10 protein-coding genes and 1 pseudogene are annotated in these 23,837 nt (G+C 47.2%); 10 read left to right on the top strand and 1 reads right to left on the bottom strand.

Annotated elements, in window-relative coordinates:
- Positions 1 to 61 precede the first annotated feature (61 nt).
- From ONT19_RS08770 to ONT19_RS08750, 5 genes and pseudogenes are all read left to right on the top strand, one after another.
- A complete protein-coding gene (locus ONT19_RS08770; protein WP_264952683.1) occupies positions 62 to 2,887 on the top strand; it encodes a SusC/RagA family TonB-linked outer membrane protein in 2,826 nt (941 codons plus the stop codon).
- A 21-nt stretch (positions 2,888 to 2,908) separates the two neighbouring features.
- Positions 2,909 to 4,687, top strand: a complete 1,779-nt coding sequence (locus ONT19_RS08765; protein ID WP_264952684.1) for a RagB/SusD family nutrient uptake outer membrane protein — start codon at positions 2,909 to 2,911, stop codon at positions 4,685 to 4,687.
- 70 nt (positions 4,688 to 4,757) lie between these two features.
- Complete coding sequence (locus ONT19_RS08760; RefSeq protein ID WP_147468740.1) at positions 4,758 to 5,798, top strand: hypothetical protein; 1,041 nt, start codon at positions 4,758 to 4,760, stop codon at positions 5,796 to 5,798.
- 55 nt (positions 5,799 to 5,853) lie between these two features.
- Positions 5,854 to 7,536 (top strand): hypothetical protein, encoded by a 1,683-nt coding sequence (locus ONT19_RS08755; protein ID WP_264901068.1) that lies wholly within the window; start codon positions 5,854 to 5,856, stop codon positions 7,534 to 7,536.
- A 157-nt stretch (positions 7,537 to 7,693) separates the two neighbouring features.
- Positions 7,694 to 8,233 (top strand): annotated as a pseudogene (locus ONT19_RS08750) (RagB/SusD family nutrient uptake outer membrane protein); the annotation flags it as partial.
- A 79-nt stretch (positions 8,234 to 8,312) separates the two neighbouring features.
- Here the strand turns inward: ONT19_RS08750 and ONT19_RS08745 are convergent.
- The gene (locus tag ONT19_RS08745; protein ID WP_264952686.1) at positions 8,313 to 12,650 is read right to left on the bottom strand and encodes a hybrid sensor histidine kinase/response regulator transcription factor; all 4,338 of its coding nucleotides are present in this window, start codon (positions 12,648 to 12,650) and stop codon (positions 8,313 to 8,315) included.
- A 340-nt stretch (positions 12,651 to 12,990) separates the two neighbouring features.
- On the opposite strand from ONT19_RS08745, the gene ONT19_RS08740 reads away from it, so the two are divergent.
- The 5 genes from ONT19_RS08740 (at position 12,991) to ONT19_RS08720 (ending at position 23,829) form a co-directional block, all read left to right on the top strand.
- Positions 12,991 to 15,102, top strand: a complete 2,112-nt coding sequence (locus tag ONT19_RS08740; protein WP_264952687.1) for a rhamnogalacturonan lyase — start codon at positions 12,991 to 12,993, stop codon at positions 15,100 to 15,102.
- A 75-nt stretch (positions 15,103 to 15,177) separates the two neighbouring features.
- Positions 15,178 to 16,788: a rhamnogalacturonan acetylesterase gene (locus ONT19_RS08735; protein WP_437183504.1), complete on the top strand. Its 1,611-nt coding sequence runs from the start codon at positions 15,178 to 15,180 to the stop codon at positions 16,786 to 16,788.
- Between the two features lie 81 nt (positions 16,789 to 16,869).
- A complete protein-coding gene (locus ONT19_RS08730; RefSeq protein ID WP_264952688.1) occupies positions 16,870 to 19,884 on the top strand; it encodes a DUF4450 domain-containing protein in 3,015 nt (1,004 codons plus the stop codon).
- Positions 19,885 to 20,022: 138 nt separating this feature from the next.
- Positions 20,023 to 21,279: a rhamnogalacturonan acetylesterase gene (locus ONT19_RS08725; protein WP_264952689.1), complete on the top strand. Its 1,257-nt coding sequence runs from the start codon at positions 20,023 to 20,025 to the stop codon at positions 21,277 to 21,279.
- Positions 21,280 to 21,360: 81 nt separating this feature from the next.
- Entirely contained in the window at positions 21,361 to 23,829 is a 2,469-nt protein-coding gene (locus ONT19_RS08720; RefSeq protein WP_264952690.1) for a glycoside hydrolase family 2 TIM barrel-domain containing protein, read from the top strand.
- Positions 23,830 to 23,837: the final 8 nt, after the last annotated feature.

The raw sequence follows: 23,837 nt of genomic DNA, 5'->3' as shown, positions 1-23,837 counted from the left end.
GGAGGTTATCTCTTGAGTAAAGGTTACTTGATTAAAGTTACAGATTAAAAAAGTAAATTCGATGAAAAATAATAAGAATGCTGTACTGATGGCGATGGCTCTCCTGAGCCTGCCAGCTTCAGCACAAGTCAAAATAGATACCATTGCTCCTCATCGCTATGCGGCTCAGAGCATCGATGTGGGTGCCAATGTGAACTTCTCCCGCGAACAGTCAACTTCAGCAGTGTCTGTCATCACCAGCGAGAGTACCAACAAGCGCAGCGCCAAGAATATCGGCAACTCTATCCTGGGACAGGGTTCCGGCCTGATTTCGCTGCAGAATTCCGGCAACTATGCCGGCATCAATCCTACCTTCTACATCCGCGGCATGCAGAGTCTGGATGGCAATACCCCACTTTTCGTGGTAGATGGTATCGAGCGTGATATCCAGTATATCTCTGCCGAGGAAGTGGAGAGCGTATCCGTATTGAAGGATGCTGCTGCCACTGCACTCTATGGCTACAAGGGTGCCAACGGCGTGGTGCTCATCACTACCAAACGCGGTAAGTTCAATTCCAAGGAAATCAAGGTGAATCTGGACCATGCCATCAATTTCATGGCTCACAAGCCTAAGTTCGTGGATGCGCAGACCTATGCCAAGGCGATGAACGAGGCTTATGCCAACGACGGCTTCGAGAACCCTAGATATACCCAGGAAGAGGTGGATGCCTTCGGATCAGGCAAATATCCTTATCTCTATCCTAACGTTAACTGGGTGGATGAAACCTTCCGCAACCACAGCGTTACCAATATGCTCAACGCTTCGTTTACGGGCGGTGGCGAGAAGTTCAAGTACTATGCCTTGCTCGACCTGCAGTATGACAATGGTTTCGTGAAGAATCCGGATACCCACGAGGGATATTCTACCAATAATAAATATGTGAAGGGCAACCTGCGCATGAATATGGATATGATTCTCTCGAAGAATACTACCATGAAGGTGAACCTCCTGGGTGTGCTCGCCGAGTCGAATGCTCCAGGCAATTCTGCCAAGTTGTGGGATATGGTCTATGGCCTGCCTTCTGCTGCCTTCGCCGTGAAGGGCGAGGATGGCAAGTGGGGTGGTAACTCTACCTGGGCGGGTACCGTTAACCCTGTGGCGCAGTCGCAGGATGCCGGTTACTCCAGAAATCACAACCGTGGTATCTATACCGACCTCACTATCCGCCAGGAACTCCCTGCGGTATTGAAGGGTCTGGCTGTTCAGGGCCGCATCGCTTACGACCATTTCTCCAACATCTACGAGAATTATAGCAAGACATACGTATATGGAAGTCCTACGGTAGTCGACTGGTTGGATGGCAAACCTCAGTTGGGCAAGGCATTCACGGGTGGTTCTGAGAGCGATCTCGGTGCCTCTATCTCCACCAACAGCTTCACCCGCCGTTTCCATGCCGATGCCAGTGCCGACTATCAGAATACCTTCGACGCCCACAGCATCTACAGCCAGTTGAAGTACGATTACGAGTTCAGCGATGAGTTTGCCATCAACAGTACGCTCTATCGCCAGAACATCAGCTGGTACACCCACTATGGTCTGCTCGATCGCTACTTCCTCGACCTTGCCCTGGTAGAATCCGGTTCCAACCGTCTGGCTCCTGGCAGCAAGTGGGCATTGTCGCCTACGGTATCAGCAGCCTGGGTACTCTCCAAGGAGAACTTCATGAAGAATCTCAACTGGGTGGATTTCCTCAAGCTCCGTGCGTCCTACGGCATCATTCAGACCGACATCCTGCCTTCGAGCGGATGGATGTACTATATGCAGCAGTATCAGACAACTGGTGGTACCTATCCGTTCAACAGCGGTTTCCAGAGCGATTTCGGCAGAACCTATCTTGATGCCATTGCCACTTCCGGTCTGACCCGTGAGAAGGCAGCCAAGTTCAATGCCGGAGTAGATGCCACCCTCTTCGGTGGTCTCGATTTCAGCTTTGATGGTTTCTACCAGCGCCGTTCCAACATCTGGGTATCTACCGCAGGCAAGTATTCTTCAGAGTTGGGTGTGGATGCTCCATACGAGGGCGATGGTATCGTGGATAGCTGGGGTTGGGAGGCAAGTCTCGACTACAACAAGCAGATTGGCGAAGTGAAGTTCAACATCGGTGCCAACATCGATTACTATCGCAGCCAGATCAAGGAGCAGGATGAGGCTCCTAAGCTCTATCCTAACCTGGTAAGCACCGGCCATCGCGTAAGCCAGCTCTTCGGCTACAAGGCTATCGGCTTCTTCAAGGACCAGGCTGACATCGATGCTTCCAAGCCACAGCTTCTGGGCAGCACTCCTCGTCCGGGCGACATCAAGTATGAGGATGTGAACGGTGACGGACAGATTGATACCAACGACAAGACTGCCATCGGATATTCTACCGTGGCTCCAGAAATCTACTACAATATCCATTTGGGAGTAGAGTGGAAGGGACTGGGTATTGATGCGATGTTCCAGGGCACAGGCCGTTATAGCGGCGTGCTTTCTACCAAGAGTATGTACAAGCCGCTGGTGGGCAACACCACCATCTCTCAGTACTACTACGACAATCGCTGGACTCCTGAGACAGCCGGCACAGCCAAGTTCCCGGCGCTGAGCTCAACCAGCAATGCCAACAACTACAATACAAACACCCTCTGGATGTTTGACCGCTCATTCTTCAAGCTTCGCAACATCGAGGTTTATTACAACTTCCCTAAGGCGATGCTCGCCAAGACCAAGCTCCTGAATGCAGCCAAGTTGTATGTACGTGGTGTAGATTTGTTTAGCTTCGACCATCTCGATGAGTCAGATCCTGAGGTATTCGGTGCAACCAATCCTCTGAATCGCAGTATCGTGGCTGGTTTGTCAGTAACATTCTAATTATCTTAAAGTAGAACAATAATGAAAACAAATAAATTAGTATATGGTCTGTTCGGACTCTTGGCGCTGGCATCTTGCAGCGATAAGATGGATTACAGCGAGACGGTAGTCAAGGATAAGGATTATGTGATTCAGACCTTCGAGAAGGTGGGTGGTTTCATGACCGATATCTACAATTATGCAGACTATGATTATGGTCAGAACTTTGGCGGAGGCATGCTTGCCTCTGCCACCGACGAGAGTGTTTACTCCGTGAGCGGTACCAGCATCGAGACCTTCTATAACGGCAGCTGGAGCCCATCCAACGCCCAGGGTTCGCTCTGGCGCAATATGTATAAGGGCATCAAGACCTGCAATGTGGTATTGAAGGATTTCCAGGACTTGAAGTTCGAGGATTTCGAGCTCAATGCCGACTATCAGCAGCAGATGTTCCGTTACGAGAACTATAAGTGGGAGGCCCGCTTCTGGCGTGCTTACTTCTATTTCAATCTCGTTCGCCAGTATGGTGGTGTGCCTGTCATCGACCCTGAGATGGCGGCAGCTGATGTCAACAATCAGCCTCGCAAGTCATCTGATGAGGTGTTCCAGTACATCTTCGATGAATGTGATGCCGTAAAGGACAGCATCATCAAGGATTACTCTGACCTGGGAAGCATGGCTCTGAGTACTGCCGAGGATGGACGTGCCAACAACCTGACCGTTCTTGCCCTCAAGGCTCGTGCAGCGCTCTATTGGGCAAGTCCGCTCTTCAATCCTTCAGGCGATAAGGAGCGTTACCACAAGGCTGCTCTCTATACCAAGGAATTGCTGGATGCCTGCGAGGCAAGAGGCATGAAGCTCGCTGCCAAGTATGCTGATCTCTGGTCAACCAATAATTACAAGGATGCCGACAAGAAGTGCGAGATCATCTTCGGTCGCCGTATCTATGGTAGCAAGATTTCTTCTACCGATCCATCAGATAATGTAGTAGAGAGCTACAACTATCCGTTTGGTATCGATATGGCAAAGGCTAGTTATTCTGCTTCCGGTAGAAACTGTCCATCCCAGAACCTGGTGGATGCCTACGAGATGAAGGCTACGGGTAAGGGTATCAATGAGGCTGGCAGTGGTTATGATGAGCAGAATCCTTACGCTGGCCGTGACCCTCGCTTCGAGCTGACCATTGCCAAGAATGGTGATGTATGGCCTACTGCAGCCAACTATAAGAAGGCTGCTCTCCAGACCTATTATGGCGGTGTGAATGCCGAGCCATTGGTGGGTGCTACTCCTACGGGTTACTATCTGAAGAAGTTGCTGCATGGTGATATCGACCTTACTTCAAAGACCAAGAAGCAGGGCGACTATCATACCTGGGTTACCTATCGTCTGGGTGAGTTCTATCTCAACTATGCTGAGGCTGCATTCAAGTATCTGGGCAGTGCCACTGCTACGAGTGCCGATCTCCCTATGTCGGCAGACGAGGCTGTAGATAAGATTCGCAAGCGTGCCGGTATGCCTGATTTCCCTACTTCGTTGAGCAATGATGAGTGGTGGAGCAAGTATCAGAACGAGCGTATGGTAGAGTTGGCTTTCGAGGGTCATCGCTTCTGGGATGTACGCCGATGGAAGGAGGCAGACAAGTTCTTCAAGAACATTCAGGAGATGAAGATTACCAGGAACGATGATGGTTCCTTCACCTATACCCGTGAAACCGTACAGCGCCAGTGGGATGACAAGATGTATCTCTTCCCTATTCCTAACGACGTGATGCTGAAGCACGAGAAATATGGTCAGAAGTGGGAGCAGAATCCTGGCTGGTAACAAAAACAATTATAATATACTATTGGCTAAGGCGTAAAAACCTTAGCCGATAACTTAAACAGTAACGATTATGAAAGTATATAGTTTTTTTGAAAAATATGTATTAGTCCTTTTGGGCATCCTTGTTTTCGCCTCTTGCTCTGACGATGATAATGCTGGCGTGATGAGCAGCAAGGTGATGCTGAACCAAGAGTTGGTTGCTTCCAATTATAGTTTTATTTGGAATGGTGTTACCTCTCCTCGCAAGGATGACGTCAAGGCTAAGTTTGAGGCGGTAGAAGGAGATTCTACCAAGATGAAGATGACCATCTCTGGTATCGTTCCTTCATCTGATGATGACATTCAGTTGGTTGTGGATGTTCTTCCACAGGCTGATGAAATCCAGTATCAGGGAAAGGTCGAGAATTCCGATTACGACATGACCGTGAGTGGTGTCTATTTCCCATCGAGATCTAGTGTAGGTCATTACTTCAAACTGAAGGTGGTATATAATGTTGTTAAAGAAGCTTTGCTAAAACAACCCTTTACTTTTAATTTCAAAAAAGTTTGTACTGCTGTAAAGAGTGGCGATGCAAGATTTATGACAATTGACGGCGTGGAATATGCTTATTCACAACTTGCAGAAAGTACATTGTCTGGTATGTCAAATCTTTATGCAAAGACAGATTCTGTAGCAAAGTTGACTTTCTCTAATGATGGCAAGTTGACAATAGATATGTTGAGCAATAATAAAGGTGAAACTGTGTCTTCTAATCTAATGACGATAAAGTATTGGCTTACGAATCAAAGTCATGACATGATTCTGGAATTTACGAAAGCGCAGGCAGAGTCTTTTACTGCTAAGTTCTTGAATGTGGGTACTCCAGATGTAGAAAGGCTGTTCACTAAATATAAATCAGAAGATAAGTATATATTGAGAGCTGCTTACGATGTAGATGGTAAGTTGGCTATTATGTTGAATAGTCCATATAATGCAAATGCGATGGATTTGTATGTTCGAGGAAAGTTCGCAGATGTAAAAGATGAATTACTTAAAAAACAAACTTTGGCATTCTTGGATATATTGAAAGAATATCCAAATGTTTGGGGATTGTATTTCGTTTCTGAATAAATAACATGGCATGCTTGTTTTTTGAAACGGGCATGCCCTTTAAAAAAGAGAATAAATGAGAACGTTTAAATATTATCTGTTGTTTTTGATTTTCCTTTCTTCTTGTAGTGTTGACAATATTGTTGATCATCAGACTTTGTCATTTGAAAAGTGTGACTCAACAAATGGCAAAGTTGCATATCCCAATAGATGGAATAATTTAACAAGAAGTTCTGTTGTCACGTCAAGCTGGGAAAAATGGGAAACTGTGCAATTGGCTTCTGGTAGTTATGTTCATACTCCATGGAATAAGAAAATCACTTCTGGTACTATACCTTATGAAATCCGTACCGATATTCTTCCGAGTGATGGATGGGATTTAATAGCTCATACGGTGAATGGATATGGAGAAAATGGTATGAATTATTTGATTTTTCATAATCATTATACAGGAATACTAAAGATATTTTATTATTTAGAGCAAAATAGCTCAAATTTACAAAATACAGCAATATGGAAGCTTCATTTTGAAAATCCTCAATCCTTTTTGGCCTTTACTGGTGAATATGCTCGATTGTCTACAGATAAATCTGTGCGAGATATTTATTTAAGTAATATTACGAGTGACGATTCTAGAGGTTTTAATGTTGGGTGGAATTGTTTTCAGGTAGAATTGGCTTATGATCCAGATTTTACAGAGGGTAGCTTGCAAATTATACCGATGTCGATGACAACTTCATCAATAAAACTTGATGGCAAACTTAATTCTAAGACAAAGGGTACTGTTATATCTACTACGACATCTAATCCATTGAATGGAGTGGTCAAAGGTGTTGCAAGTTTAGTTGGAAATACTGCCAAAGATTGGGTTTCAGATCAAGTAAAGGATGCCAACTTTGGAGATGATGTGAAAAAGTCTCTTAGCAGTGGGGCTGGTTCTTTAGTTACCTCTGCTGTGGGAGCTGCTTTAGGTTCTTTTATTGGATCGTTTTCCAAGACAACTCAAACCACTCAATCTGTTCAGTTGAATACTGTAGGAACTGTAGAATTAGAAGGTGAGATGAAAACATTGCAAACAGGATTGATTGTGCCTTTGTCTATGTCTATATCTGTGAAAAATGTTGGGCGATTAGGAGTTTGGTGCCTTACGAAGAAGCCTGCTGTTCTTGTAAATCCTTATGTGGTTTTAGAAAAGCAAAATATTGGGATTCCATTTTGGTTCGATTATAGGATGTATGCTAGTACTGATTGGGACAATAGAGAGTATGTTGTCTTTAATCCTGATTTGGTTTCTAGGTTAGGTGGTTCTAATCCTGCTCGAGTTAGGGTGGAAACTCAAATAGGTGGTCCTTGTGTTCAAAATGCTTTTGGTACCAAATATTCTGATCACGGTATGGTGGATTTTATTACAAATGGTAATTGGCTATATGGCAAAACATACACAATGGGAAATTCATATTATCTTGTTACTTTACCTTTTTGGGATGAAGATGGTAACGTTATAGATGACATGGATATTTCACAAGCTCCAATTGAAACTTATATACCAACTACGCCTGATGGTCTTCCTGGAGCTCGTTCAGAGTTTGATACATTTTCAGATTTCATTTCTCTGTTTAACATAAAGATAAATACAAAAGAAGGTAACATGGTTTCTTTATATCACAAGTTTGTTCCTTATTTAAAATGGGATTATTCTCGTTTTGATGACCACCTGTATTTAGAAGAATATCCTAATGTTCCTATCGTAAAAAAATAATGTTTTTTGAAAAGGTGTTCAATGATTATTATAAAATACTAACTCGTTGGTAAGTGTTTGCGAGTTTGTATGTTGAAAGCTAAATATACTACAGTCTATAAATTGTGTCACTGTGATTCTCGCTTCGAGCTGACCATCGCCAAGAATGGTGATCTGTGGCACTCCTACGGGTTACTATCTGAAGAAGTTGCTGCATGGTGATATCGACCTTACTTCAAAGACCAAGAAGCAGGGCGACTATCATACCTGGGTTACCTATCGTCTGGGTGAGTTCTATCTCAACTATGCTGAGGCTGCATTCAAGTATCTGGGCAGTGCCACTGCTACGAGTGCCGATCTCCCTATGTCGGCAGACGAGGCTGTAGATAAGATTCGCCAGCGTGCCGGAATGCCTGATTTCCCTACTTCGTTGAGCAATGATGAGTGGTGGAGCAAGTATCAGAACGAGCGCATGGTAGAGCTTGCCTTCGAGGGTCATCGCTTCTGGGATGTACGCCGCTGGAAGGAGGCTGACAAGTTCTTCAAGAACATTCAGGAGATGAAGATTACCAGGAATGATGATGGTTCCTTCACCTATACCCGTGAAACCGTACAGCGCCAGTGGGATGACAAGATGTATCTCTTCCCAATTCCTAACGACGTGATGCTGAAACATGAAAAATATGGACAGAAGTGGGAGCAGAATCCTGGCTGGTAATAGGATGATTATAAGAATAAAAAAAACTCGTTGGTATTTGCCAACGAGTTTTTTTTGTAATCTATTTGGCAGGCAATCTTTACTTGCCATACTTGCTAGGCGCTATTCCATACTTGTTCTTGAAGCACTTATAGAAATAGGTGGCATCGGAGAAACCAACCTTCTCGCTGATTTCTGATACCGTGTATTCGCCTTCCAGCAGGAGCTTGGCGGCAATGCGCAGGCGCTCGTTCTGGATATAGATGTTTGGCGAAACACCCATGATGCTCTTCGTGCGGTTATATACCGTGGTTCTGCCCAGGCAGAGCAGCTCGGCAAGGCGGTCTACATTGAAGTTGTTGTCGCCGATATGCTGTGCCACGATTGCCTCCAGCTTGTCCTTGAACTTCTTGTCGAGGGTTGACATCAGGAGGGTTGGCTCATTCTTCTTGAGCTCCTTCACAGGCTTGATCAGGATAGCTTCTCCGCCTGACGTCTGCTCTGGGTTCTCTTGCGGAGCATTCTCCTGCAGGGTCTCTTCCTGAAGCTTCGCCTTCTCTTCAGCCTGCTGTTTCGCCTTCAGGTCCATAGCCACAAACTGCAGGGCTCGGGCGATGAGGAGCTTGAAGTTGCAAGGCTTCACCATATAGTCATCTACGAAGTTCTTGTATGCCTTCAGTATATGGCTGGTATCATCAAAGGCGGTCAGCATGATGACCGGGATATTCTGCGTCTCCGGATCCGCCTTCATGTTGCTTACAATCTCGTAGCCGCTCATTTCCGGCAACTGGATGTCGCTGATGAGCAGGGCTGGCTTAATCTTCCGGATGTTCTCGTAACCCGTCTTTCCGTTCATGAATGTTTCTACATGGAAATAGACCGACAGCTCCGACTTGATCTGTTCCAGCATGTCCGGATCGTCTTCTATCACCATCACGGTAACGTTGTTGATGGCTTTCGGAGTCATCTCCTTCACGATCATGTCTATCTCGTCCTTGTCGATGCTGTGCCCGTCCAGCGCCTTCTTCTCGATGATATCCTCCGGCTGATACTTGCCGGCATCGTCTGGCAGGGCAAGGCAGAAGCGGCTGCCTCCGAGATTCCGGGAACGCTGATAGGTGAGCGAACCCTTGTGGATTTCTGCCATCTGATGCGCCGTAAAGAGACCGATGCCCATACCGCCCTTGGAAGCATAGCCGTGCATGAATGGCTTGAAGAGGTCAGCCTCTCTTTCCGGCTTGATGCCCGGACCGTTGTCTTCTACCGAGAAGAATACGATGTCGTTCTCCAAATAGAGTCTTACGCTGATGATGCCCCTGTCCGGGGTATATTTCACGGCGTTGCTCAGCAGGTTATAGACGATGGTTTCCACCTTTTCCTGGTCGAAGAGCATCTCATGCCTGCTAGTCCACGGAGTGAAACTCATGCTGACGTCCTTCTGCTTGGCTATGGTATAGAAATCATTGTAGATGCTTCGCACGAAACCGATGATTTCGCCCTTTTCTACATTCAGCTTCATATTGCCCGTATTGATCTTGCGGAACTCCATCAGCTGGTTGATGAGTCGCTGCAGTCGCTTGGTTCCTCTGGAGAGGGTATAGATATTGTTCTTGGAAGCATAGCCTTCTCCCTTGGTCATCATCTTTTCCACGGCACTCTGGATGATGGCGAGCGGGGTGCGGAACTCATGAGAGATATGGGTGAAGAAGTTGATTCGGAAGTCAGACATCTGTTTCTCCAAAGCAATCTGCTGGTTCAGTTCGAAGTTTCTCAGCCATGAACGGTAATAGGGCACTCCGGCTCCGCTGATGATGAGCAGATAGATGCACCACGCCCATACCGTATTGTACCAAGGCTGGCAGATGGTGATGTGCAGCAGGGTTTCCTCGCTCCACTGGTTGCTGCCTATACGGGTACGGATGTGTAGGGTGTAGCTGCCAGGGTTCAGGTCGCTGAACTCGGCATGGTTGATGCTGGTCATCGGGCGCCAAGTATTGTCTATTCCTTCCATATAGTACTGGTATATCGCATCCTGGATGTGCGGATAATCGAAGTTGGAAAAGTGGATGTTGAACGAATTCTTGTCGTGTGGCAGGCTGATTTCCCGTGTATAGTTCAGCGCCTTGGTTAGGAATTGTTCGTTTTCTGCTTCGTATATCGAGATACCGTTGATGGAGAGGTCGGTGATGACTGCCTTCATGTGGGCTGGCGGCATACTGATGGTGCGGGATGGCTGGATGAAGATCATACCGTCGGATACACCGAATACCAGTCTGCCATCATTCAGCTTGGTGGCGCAGTTCTCCGTAAAGTTGTTGCTGAAGATGGTGCGTCCTATCTGGAACGAACGGATATCATTAGTCTTGGCGTTGAGACGGGAGATTCCTTCCTCTGTACCAATCCAGATATTGCCGTAGTTGTCTTCCTCCAGCGAGCGGGTATTGTTGTCGGTGAGTCCTTTGCTGGTATCAAACAGCTCGTATTTCAGTTCCCCGGTCTTCTCGTTGTAGCTGCATTTCAGTATACCTCCTGTTGCTGCAAACCATAGTTTTCCGTCATGTGCCTCGATGCCGCAATTGATTTCGCTTACCGGCAGCTTTTCGTTTTCATCGCTGAAGCGGAGGAACTTCTGGGCTGTAATCTTCTTTTCTACAGTATTCACCATCAGGATGCCATTGTTGCTGCATATCCAGAGTCTGCCTTTGTGGTCCAGAAGCAGATCATGGATTTGGGCTTCCTTGCCGTTTGCATTCAGAAACTGCTCGAATTTCCGTGGCTGCTGCCCCGTAGTCTGTGGGGTGATGAGCAGACCTTCTCCCCAGGTGGCAATCCAGGCTCTTCCCTGCTTGTCGAAGATGGTCTTGTAGAAGGATGCGCTTGGAGCATAGTGGTTCTTCTCATATTTCCAATATCTTACATTGTCAATGTAGATGCCGTCGCCCTTGGTGGCTATCCATTTCTTGCCCTGCGGGTCGATGGCATAGTCATAGACGCAGGCGTCGGTCTGCATTTCCAACGAACGCTGTTGGGTTTTGGCATCATAGATGTAAGTTATGTTGGCACGGGTAGTGACGGCGAGCTTGTCATTGCCTATGTTGCTGATATGGCGCACGTAGTTGCTCCATTCCCGGTTGATATTTGGTTCTATCTTGACATGCTCTGTGTTGAGATCCTTTAGTTCACGGCAGCAATATACGCCCTCTCCCGTACAGATCCAGATGCATCCGCTTCGGTCGATGAATACGCTCAGCAGGAAGTTGGAGTGGAAGAGTGAATTCTTGTCAGCTGTTGAGAAGTGCTGGAGTTCATCTTCCTTCCGGTTGTAGATGAAGAGTCCGTTACCATAAGATACGATATATACATTTCCGTTGGCATCTTCGGCAGCCACGAAGTTCTTGTCTCTACTGTTGATGTAAGCCTTGTCGTCCAGCAGATGGAATTTCTTATAGAGTTTTCCATTCTTGCTGAACAGGTAGGCGTTTCCCTTCTTGTCGTAAAGAAACTCATAGGATTTGAGAAAAAATTTCGACATGGCATTCGGTATCTGGATGGCTGGCTTGTGGAAGATGCCGGTTTTCAGGTTCATGGCGAAAGTTTCTTCCTGGGTAAAGATATACCATTCTCCCTGCCAGAAGAAGGAGGCGCGCGATTTACCCACATATCCCACCATGGATGGAAGATGGGATTTCCGGACGAGTTTGCCCGAGTTGTCATAAAGGAAGGCATCGCCCTTGTCGGTCAGCACGGCAATATGATTGCCGTCAGTAGTCAGGGTGATGATGTGCTGGTTCTTGAGCATCAGATGGCTCTTGCCATCAGGGGTGATGCGGTTAAGACCTTTATCGGATGCGATCCATACATTCTGTTTGGCGTCTTCTGTCATCTGTAGCTGATGATCGCCTATCAGTTTGCCATTCTTTGTAGTATAATCTGTGGCGTGAAACTTCCCGTTGCTATAGGTCAGGTATCTGGCTCCGAAATCCCCGGAAAAGAGCCACATGCCATTCTGGCTCTTGAATCGGTTTTTCAAGAGCGCAGCATTCTCCTTATCGAAATAATTGGAGAAATGAGCTGTTTCCAGGTCGAAGCAGCAGAGGATGTTGGATGGATTGTAGCCCCAGATGAGTCCGTGTTTCTCGTCGTTGATGAGCTGGGAGATGGAGTGGTGACTCTTTTGCCCGGAGTTCTTGCTGAGATAGGTGAAGTTGATAAACTGATAGCCATCATATCGGCTCATACCATTCGGGGTACCGAGCCAGATAAATCCATCTCTATCCTGGATGATATCGTTCACCGTATTGCACGACAAGCCATCCTTAGCCGAGAGTCGCTTCCCGTCTAATTTGATGCTGCCGAATGCCTGCAGAGGCAGCAGCCAAATGCTGATGATTCCTGCTATATAGAATAAAATGTAGAATGTCTTTTTGTTTCTTTTCATTTGATAGGTCGTTTGATTTTTCTGCAAAAATACGATAAAATCCTTAGACTACAAAACAAAAAGAAAGAGAAAATGTAATGTGAAAAGCAAAAAATGGGCAAAAGGCAAAAAATAAAGGTGAATGGTCAAAATATAAAGTATAGTCGGCAAGAATAAGTGTATTTTTGCTTTGACATCTCCCGGTAGAAGGTATCGCTTTTTTCTTCTCATACAGAAAACTGTAAGAATGGAATAATGGAAATTGTATGATAGTTCGCTTCTTTGGATAATATTACTAGGTAGATGAATCGGATTATGTGTACTTTTGTAGCAGAATATAAAACAATAAACAACTATCATCATGCAAATCAAACAAATGTTATTTCCGATGATGAGTATGGTGCTGAGTATGGCTCCCTGCTCTCATCTCCATGCACAAGGACAGACTCCGGTATCGCAGATGGAGAAGCTGGACCGTGGCTTGGTGGCTTTGCCTGCCCAGAACCAGGGAATCTTCCTCAGTTGGCGATTGCTGGGTACGGATAGCAAACACGTATGCTTCGATGTGGAGAGGGATGGAAAGATAATCGCCCATCAGGTGAAGCTGACCAATTATACAGACCGGAAAGGTTCCTCTGCCAATACTTATCGGATCATCACTTATCAGAAAGAACCCAGGATGGATGCTCCGGCTGAAAGAGAAGTTTCGAAGGCGGTGAAGCCATGGAACGATCTCTATCGCTCCATGCCCATCAACCGTCCTGCCGGCGGTGTCACTCCCGATGGAAAATCCTACGAATATACCCCCAACGACTGTAGCGTGGGCGATGTGGATGGGGATGGAGAATACGAAATCATCCTGAAATGGAACCCAACCAATTCGCATGACAATTCGCATGACGGCTATACGGGAGAAGTCATCTTCGACTGCTATAAGCTGGATGGAACCCAACTCTGGCGCATCAATCTGGGTAAGAATATCCGTGCCGGTGCTCACTATACCCAGTTCCTGGTCTATGATTTCGATGGCGATGGCAAGGCGGAGATGATCTGCAAGACATCGACGGGTTCGGTAGATGCCAAGGGAAAGTTTGTGAGCGATGCGGCTACGGATGCCGGAATCCGAGAACTGGACAATGCTGCCGATTATCGCAATTCGAGAGGTCGCATTATGGCAGGTCCCGAACTGCTTACAGTCTTTAATGGCGAAACCGGAAAGGCGATGCATACCATCTGGTATCAGCCCAACCGATCCTTCGGTACAGGCCGGCAGGTGGAAGAGGGAGAGCATCTGGAGAACGGATTTCCTGCCTATTCTTCAGTCTGGGGCGATAAGAACAACTATGGCAACCGCGGCGAGCGATACCTTGCCGGTGTGGCTTTCCTGGAGGGTGCCGACAAGCAGCCAAGTGCCGTGATGTGCCGTGGCTATTATACCCGTTCTTATCTCTGGGCGATAGATTTCGACGGAAAGGAACTCAAGACCAAATGGCTCCATGCTTCGCTGACTCCCAACGACTGGAAGGTAACCGATACCGATGGAAAGGTACTGAAGGAGGCTCGTGGATGTAAGAATACGGCTTATGCCCAGGGTACTCACAGTCTGGCTGTGGGCGATGTGGATGGGGATGGATGTGACGAGATTACCTACGGATCTGCAGCCATCAACCATGATGGAACCTTGTTGTATTCTACCGGATTGGGACATGGCGATGCGCAGCATCTTGCTGATCTGGATCCCGACCGACCGGGATTGGAATATTATATGGTACACGAAGAATATCCCTATGGTTCTGATCTGCGAGATGCACGAACAGGCGAAATCCTGTTCCGTACACTCGATAAGGATGATACCGGAAGAGGATTGGCTGCTGATATCGATGCCCAGCATCGGGGATATGAACTTTGGTGTTCGGATGCTCCTGTTGTAAGAGACATCAAGGGTAAGACTGTTTCGGCAGAAACATCTTTATCCTATAAGAAGAATCATGAAGCTGATCATTTCAGAAGTAATGAGAAAACGAGTTTCAAAGCTGTTTCCAGAATGCCGGCAATGAACTTCCGGATTTATTGGGATGGCGACTTGCAGGATGAACTTCTGGCAAACGGCCGTCCTCCTCATTTCCCTCCTTATCTCCAGAAATGGAACGGAAAGGAAGCGGTGGCGTTGCCTTTGAGCAATGGCAAGCAACTGTATGAGATGGGCAACTCGGTGAGTTGTAACTGGTCGAAGGCAACTCCTAATCTGCAGGCTGATCTCTTCGGAGACTGGAGAGAGGAAGTTATCTATTGGGATGAGAGCGATGCATCGCATCTCAATATCTTCACCACCAATATTCCGACAGAATATCGGGTTCCAACTCTGATGCACGAGCATATCTATCGTATGGGAGTGGCTTGGCAGAATGTGGGATATAATCAACCTCCTCATCTGGGATATTATCTGCCTGATCATGCAGAAAGGATTAAGTGAAGAGTGATGAACGAAGAGTGAAGAATTCTCTTGTATATAATCTAACGATAATAATTTGATAAAAATACGTAGCTAATGAAAAGAATATTATTTGCCTTCTCATTGATAGCGGCAACAACTGCTTCTTTTGCCCAGGTGGCAAAACCAATGGAAGATGTCAACAAAGTTATCGACAATACTGCGGATAGTCTGAACAAGGCGATGACCGCACGAATCCAACCGGGAACCAGCCGCAGTGGCAACAACCCTGTGCTCTTCCTGATAGGTAACTCTACTATGCGCAATGGTACACTGGGTAATGGTAACAACGGCCAGTGGGGCTGGGGATACTACGAGCATGAGTTCTTCGATGCCAACAAGATTACGGTAGAGAACCAGGCGCTCGGAGGTATGAGCAGCCGCACCTTCTATAACCGTCTCTGGCCGGATGTGCGTAAGGGCATCAAGGCTGGCGACTGGGTGATCATCTCCATCGGTCATAACGACAATGGTCCATACGATAGCGGTAGAGCACGTGCCAGCATCCCTGGTATCGGCAAGGATTCACTCAACGTCACCATCAAGGAGACTGGCGTCAAGGAAACCGTTTATACCTATGGCGAATACATGCGTAAATACATCAACGACTGTAAGTCCTTGGGTGCTCATCCTATCCTGATGTCGTTGACTCCACGTGATGCCTACGATGAGAACGACAAGATAGTTCGTGTCAACAAGACCTTCGGATTGTGGGCAAAGCAGGTGGCTGAGCAGGAGCATGTACCTTTTGTTGATTTGAATGAGATTTCTGCAGCTAAGCTTGATAGCTATGGTCATTGGAAGGAGAAGTATCATTTCTTTAAAGATCATATCCACACCTCCCGTTTCGGAGCGATGATGAATGCCCGGTCGGCAGCAGAAGGATTGGCTGAAAGCAAGGATCCTGAGCTGGCTCCTTTGCAGGCGATGATGATCAATGTGGCTTTGCCTGTGGAAAATTTTAAACGTGAACCAGGCAAACCGGTTGTCTTCTTCACAGGCGACAGCACCGTAAAAAATGCCGATAAGGATGAAGACGGCATGTGGGGCTGGGCATCTCAGGCTTACACCATCTTCAATCCTAAGAAGATTACCTGTGTGAATGCAGCCAAGGCGGGTCGCAGTTCCCGTTCTTATCTCAATGAGGGAAGATGGGATAAGGTATATAACAGTCTTCAGCCGGGCGACTACGTACTCATCGAGTTTGGTCATAATGACATCTGTTCTATGACCGATAAGAAGATGCGTGGTTCCATACCTAGTTCCAAGGATACCTGCCATGTCTACCAAATGGAAGAAAGCAAGCAGTATGAGGTGGTTTATTCTTTCGGCTGGTACCTGAAGAAGTTCATCCAGGATGTGCGTGAGAAGGGAGCTACTCCAATTCTCGTTTCCCTGACTCCTCGCAACGAGTGGGCTCATGGCAAGATGGAGCGTCGTAACGATAGCTACGGAAAGTGGTATCGTGAGGTGGTAGCCGAAACGGGCGTTGCTTTCCTCGACCTCCACAACATCGCTGCCGATTCTTACGATAAGATAGGCAAGGATAAGGTGAAGGCATATTACAAGAAGGATCATACCCACACCAGTCTGAAGGGTGCACGGCACAATGCAAGGTGCGTGGCTAAGGGGTTGAAGAAGATGAAGAGTCCATTGGCAAAATTTTGAAATAAGAAAAACCTGAGCCGTGATAAAATAAAATGCCCGTTTTCGGGTTTATAAATATAAAAACAAAGGTTTGAAAACGTTATGAAAAATAAGATTTCTAAAATAGGAATGCTCAGTGCGCTGGCGTTATCTTGTACTCTCACGATGGGAGCGCGAGATATCGTACAGCGCACTGCTCATTATATGCCCGAAGGTAATGCCTTCGTCTGTGTGAATGGCAGCAGCCGTTATACCCGTGCTCTCTATGGCAGTACGGCTGAATGGCGGTTAGAAACCAGCGACCGCCCTGTCTTTGCCACCTACAAGAAGAACCAGACGGGCAATATCCGCTTCCGGATTTCGAATGGGGAACAGATGATGTGGCTCGATGAGGCTGAATACTGCAAGGCGAGTTATGAGGCAGGACGCCGTAACTATCTCCTGAAAGACAGGCGATGGGGAAAGGGTGAACTCGATATTTCCGTTCTGGCTTTTCCTGATACAGAAGGAGCTGTCTGGCGTTTTACTGTTCGTGGATTCGATAACAGAAAACTGAAGGTAGAGGCAGTCTTGAGCCAGACCGCTGTTCCTAAACCAGTCCGTTCGGGTGATATCGGAAGTTTCCTGAAACCAGGAACCTTTGAACCTGCCACATCAGAAACGTCAGTTCTCGGGTCTGTATCCAGGCTTTCTCCCGGTTCCATCTTTTATTTCTCGGTAGATGGAGAAAACCAGCTTTCTACTGCTGAAAATGCGAAGATGCAGTCCCGGTATGATGCAGCAGAGCAATGGCGTAACAAACTTGCTTCATCTGTCGTCTTCCATACCCCCGATGCCTATATCAATCCGATAGGTGGCGCTCTGGTCATGGCTGCCGATGGTGCCTGGGACGGGAAGGTTTGGCAGCATGGAGCTGTGGGCTGGCGCATGTCTTTGCCCGGCTGGCGAGGTGCCTATATGGGCGATTTCCTCGGCATGCAGGATAGACAGCGTATCCATTTTGCTGCATACGCCAAAAGTCAGGTAACCGATGTGCCGGTTACCGAACCGCATCTCATGGACGAGAAGAACAACCTGGCGCGCGGTACCTATAAATGGGGTACTCCTATGTATAGTAACGGCTATATCTGCAGAAATCCGGAGAAGAACAACCAGTTTCATCATTACGACATGAACCTTGTGTTTATAGATGAACTGCTTTGGCACTTCCAGTTTGATGCAGATACGGCTTATATGCGCAAGATGTGGCCTGTCATCAAGAGTCATCTAGCTTGGGAAAAGCAGGCTTGGGATCCCGACAATGATGGCCTTTATGATGCTTATTGCTGTATCTGGGCGAGCGATGCCCTGCAATACAACAGCGGTGCCGTGACCCATTCTTCCGCCTATAACTATCGGGCTAATCTTCTGGCAGCTCGCATCGCCGGAATCATCGGTGAGAATCCGGGGCCTTATCGGGAGGAAGCTGATAGAATTCTGAAAGCTATGAACGAAAGATTATGGCTGAAGGATTCCGGGCATTGGGCTGAGTATCAGGATTTCATAGGCTTGAAGCGTGTGCATCGGGATGCGGCTCTTTGGAGCATCTATACTCCGATAGATTGTGGAGTGGGAACTCCTGTACAGAACTATCAGGCAACCAGATATATCGACCGGCATATTCCGCACATCCCTTATATATATAATAAGGTGGAATATCAGACCCTGAGCACTTCTGACTGGGCTCCTTACGAATGGAGCATCAACAATGTGGCGATGGCTGAAGTGATGCATACCGTTCTGGCTTACTATCAGGCGGGAAGAACGGAAGAGGCTTATCAGTTGCTGAAGGCAAATATTCTCGACTTCATGTATCTTGGCAGCAGTCCTGCCAACTTCGGACAGTTATCGAAGATGGATGTTGCCACAGGTGAAGGCTATCGTGATTTTGCCGATGTTACCGGCATCTCGTCCCGTGCCCTTATCCAAGGCTTGTATGGTATCACACCTAACGCTTTGGAGGGTGAGTGTATCCTCCGTCCGGGATTTCCTGCTGCCTGGGATAGTGCTTCGGTGCATACTCCTTATCTCGATTATTCGTTTAAGCGGGTGAACGGGAAGGAAATTTTCGAAATCAGACAGAACTTCAAGCAGCCTTTGAAGATTGTGATTCGTCAGAATATGGGAGAAGGAAAGTATCTGGATACTGCTTTCTCTACCGAAAAGGTACAGCATATTGAATTGCCGGTAGTCAAGCCTGAGAAAGAAGAGAAAAGAACGTTGAAATGTGCATATACGTTGGCGGAAAGCATCGCAGAGCAATCTGTAGATGTCTGGGCTTCTACCAAGGGCGTGGGTAACGACTTTGACGAAGTAAAACCGGAAGAGTGCCGATGGGTGAACATGGACAAGGTGTTTAATGCAAACGTAAGCGACATCTTCAAGAACCAGTATCTATCGCCTCGTTCGCCATATACTACACTCTGTGTGCCAACCCAGGGCATCGGTGACTGGTGTTCTACCAAGAAGACGGCTCATGTTGATGATACGAAGTTCAGAAGTCTTATCAAGGATGGTGTGTTCTGGGCACACGTAGATGGCGATTTGCCGTTCCGCTCTCCAAAGGAAGGTAAGAATATCGTTTATACTTCTCTCTGGGACAACTATCCGGACAGCATCTCTGTCATGTTGAGAGGCAAGGCTTCTCATGCTTATCTCCTGATGGCTGGTTCTACCAATCCGATGCAGTATGCTATAGAAAATGCAGTGGTAAGAGTAGAATATGCTGATGGAACCAGGGATGAACTGATGCTAACTCCACCGGTTAACTGGTGTCCGATAGAGCAGGATTTTTTGGAGAATGCCACTGCCTTCCCGCAGCCGGAACTTCGTCCTTATCGCATAGGTCTGGCATCGGGCAAGGTGAGTCGTCATCTCTTCCGTGATCTTCATCTGGAAGTCAACAAAAACATGGCAGATGTGCCTGGTTTCAAGAAAGCCGTGGCAGAAATAGAGGGTGGAGCTGCGATATTGCTCGACATGCCTCTGGATGCAAGGAAGAAATTGAAGCGTTTCACTTTAAGGGCGCTGAGCAACGAGGTGGTTGTCGGATTAATGGGAATTACCCTGCAGAAATAGACAGGAATAATAGTTTTTGAACGATTTTTATATAAGAAGGATAAAAAGCATAATATCTTTTTGTCCTTTTTATGTATCTTTGCTCTCGAAATTCAATCATAGCCAAGATGAATGACAACAACAGAAAAAATAATTTATATGAAAACTAGAAATTTTTTATTTACCAGCCTGCTGGCGCTAGCTTCTACTGTAGCCGTCAATGCCCAGACTTTTGATATTGATATATTGAAGGTGCAGCCTGTCTATTCCGCAGAGAAGGGGCAGGGATATGACATCGTGGCTGCACCAAAAGCTAAGAGTAATGCCCCTTTCTTCTATTCTGTGAAGGTGGCAGATGGCAACTATAAGGTCACCGTGGTGCTCGGTTCTAAGAAGAAAGCAGGCAAGACTGTGGTTCGTGCCGAGAACCGAAGACTGATGCTCGATGAGGTGAGTACCAGGAAGGGGGAGTTCAAGACTTTCTCCTTCGTCGTGAACAAGCGTTCTCCTTATATTACCGATAAAATGAACGTAAAAATCAAACCTCGCGAGAAGGAGACGTTTACCTGGGATGAGAAGCTGACCTTGGAGTTTACTGGTGCTGCCCCAGCTGTAAAGAGCATCAAGGTGGAACCGGCTCCTGCTGAAACCACCACCGTTTTCCTCTGCGGCAACTCTACGGTAGTAGATCAGTTTCCAGAGCCATACGCTTCCTGGGGACAGATGGTGACTCGCTGGTTTGGTCCGGAGGTGGCTATCTCAAACCATGCCGAAAGCGGATTGACAGCAGGTTCCTTCCTTGCTTCCAACCGTCTGGACAAGGTGCTGGCGATGATGAAGAAGGGCGACTACGTGATTTGTGAGTTCGGACATAACGACCAGAAGGAGAAGTCTGCAGGCAGTGGTGCCTGGTATAACTTCTCTTATAATCTGAAGAAGTTCATCGATGAGGTCCGCAAGAAGGGTGGCAACATCATCTTCGTAACTCCTACTCAGCGTCGCTTCTTCGATGAGGCTACCCATAGCAAGATTCAGGAGACTCATAAGGATTATCCTGATGCCATGAGAGCTGTGGCAAAGAGAGAGGATGTTCCTGTCATTGAACTCCACGATATGACCCGCACTTTCTTCGAGACTTTGGGTTATGAGAACAGCAAGAAGTTGCTGGTTCACTATCCGGCAAATACTTATCCAAACCAGCCTAAGGCTTTGGAGGATAACACCCACTTCAATCCATACGGAGCCTACGAGGTGGCTAAGATGGTGGTAATGGGAATGAAGCAGCTCAATCTGCCTATCGTGAAGTATCTACGCAGTGACTGGAAAGACTACAATCCTGCCCAGCCAGATGATTTCAATCAATTCGTGTGGTATCCATCTGTGAATCAGAATGTAACCAAGCCGGACGGAAATTAGTACTTTGAACTTTGAGCTTTGAACATTGAACTTTATGATTAGTTCTTTTTGGTTCAAAATCTCATATTAAATGAATTTGACATGAATAAAAAGACAATACTTTTCGCCTCGTTGCTATTGGGCGGTTTGCCTTTGATGGGAACCCTTTCGACTGAAGCTGCGGTGCGCGATACAATCAGCATCAACCAGGGATGGCAGTTTCATCGTGGTGATGTGAAGAATATTGCTGAGTTGAAGTCAACTCAAAGTGGGGATGATGTGGTGAATCTGCCTCATGATTTCCTGATCGGACAGGATTGGGTAGCTCCAGATGCCAGTGAGCGACCAGATAATAGCGATGCGGGCAGCAATGTGCGCAGCCGATTGAGTCCGCGTGGCTTTAAGGAGATGGGCATTGGCTGGTATCGCTATCAGTTGACTCCGAAAGATGAATGGAAGGGAAAGCGCATCGTGCTCGACTTCCAGGGTATCATGCTGGTAGGAGATGTTTATCTCAATGGTCAGCGTATCGGAGGTACCGATTATGGTTACCTCGGTTTTGATATCGACCTCAGTAAACTCCTGAAATGGGGCGAGGCTAACGAGATAACCGTCAAGGCAGATACCCGCAATCCTAATAATTCCCGCTGGTTTACGGGTGCCGGTCTCTATCGTGATGTCAATCTCATCATCACCGACAAGGATCTGTACTTCCCTCGCCATCCGCTCTTTATCCGCACCCAGGATAACAAAGAGGTGAAAATCAAGGCAGAGATTATCAACCAGCAGAAGCTGGCAAAAGAACAGGGAAAGGCTGTTATTCCTGTAGAGGTTCGTATTCTGGATGCCGATGGCAAGGTGGTGGCTCAACAGAAGAATAACATCGATTTCAATGCCAAATGGCGTGATAGAGAATATGAGTTGCCTGCCATCTCTCTGGAGAATGCCCAACTGTGGTCGCCAGATACACCTTATTTATATACTGCCGAGGTGACACTTTATGACAACGAAGGCAACATTGCTGACCAGATTAAGGAGCCGTTTGGTGTGCGCACCATCGAAATCGTTCCGCAGAAGGGCTTGCTGGTGAATGGCAAGAAGGTCTTGCTGAAGGGCTATGCCAATCATCATACCCTCGGTGCCTTGGGTGCTGCTGCTTATCCGCGTGCCATCGAGAAGCGGCTGAAACTGATGAAGGAATTCGGCATGAACCATATCCGCACCTCTCATAATCCATACAGCGAGGATTTCCTGAAGCTCTGCGATAAGTATGGCATCTTGGTGGTGGATGAACTTTACGACAAATGGCTTACTCAGTATGCCGGCGGCAGAGTGGAATGGGAGAGCCTCTGGCAGAAGGATATTCCGGAGTGGGTGAAGCGAGACAGAAATCATCCGTCGGTCATCCTCTGGAGTCTGGGAAATGAATTGCAGCAATACAGCAACCTGCCTTTTAATGATTGGGGCGTGACGGCTTATAAACTCCAGAAGGAATTGCTGCACCGTTATGATGATACCCGATTGACGACCGTTGCCATGCATCCCCGCTACCGCAACATCGAGACAGATTCTATCCCTGCTGATTTGGCGGTGGCTACCGAGGTAAACTCCTACAACTATCGTTATATGTACTTCCCTGGTGACATGAAGCGCTATCCTGAAAAGACCTTCTATCAGAGCGAGGCGAGTGTAGCTGCGATGGGACCAAACTTCTATGAGATGGATCTCGACAAGGTGTTGGGCCTGGCTTATTGGGGAGCCATCGATTACCTGGGCGAGAGTATGGGATGGCCTGTCAAGGGATGGAACCAGGGTGTGTTCGATCTTTCTCTCCAGCCAAAGCCGGATGCTTATTTCGTGAAGAGTATGTTTAAGGATGATCCAACCGTTCACATCGGTGTCATCGAGAAGTCGGGTGGCAACATCCAGTGGAATGGCATCAATGTTTCTGCCGGAAAGCTCTCAGAAAACTGGAACCGTGAGGCAGGCGAGCAGGTTTCGCTCTATACCTATACCAATGGCGACGAGGTGGAACTCTTCCTCAATGGCAAGAGTCTGGGTGTGAAGAAGAACAGTAACGACCCTAAGCTCCGTGCCCGAATCAAGTGGGACAACATCGCCTATGCACCGGGTGTGCTTCTGGCTGTAGCTAGAAAGAACGGCAAGGTGGTGGCTCGCCATCAGATAGAGACTACGGGCGAGGCTGTGGCTCTGAAGCTGGTTCCGGATATAGAGACCTGGCATGCTGATGGTAAGGATCTGATGCATGTTCGCATCTATGCGGTGGATAAAAAGGGCAGAAGAGTGCTGAACGTGAAGGATGCCAAGGCATTCGACAAGTTAACCTTCACCGTGAAGGGCGATGCGAATATCGTGGCGGTGGATAATGGAAACATCGCATCTGATGAGCTTCATATCGGAAAGACCCAGTTGGAGAAGTCCATCCAGCGTCATCTCTTTCAGGGATCCGCCCTCGTGATATTGCGCGCCGGTGATAAGCCGGGAAAGATAGAACTCTCGGTAGCGGGAGAAAAGATGAAAGCTAAGAAGTTGGTTTTGAATACGAAATAAATATGAAA

It is taken from the genome of Segatella copri (genome assembly GCF_026015625.1).
Lineage (GTDB): Bacteria > Bacteroidota > Bacteroidia > Bacteroidales > Bacteroidaceae > Prevotella > Prevotella copri_H.
The sequence above is the reverse complement of the archived record's forward strand: the minus strand, read 5'-3'. Positions and strand labels throughout refer to the sequence as shown.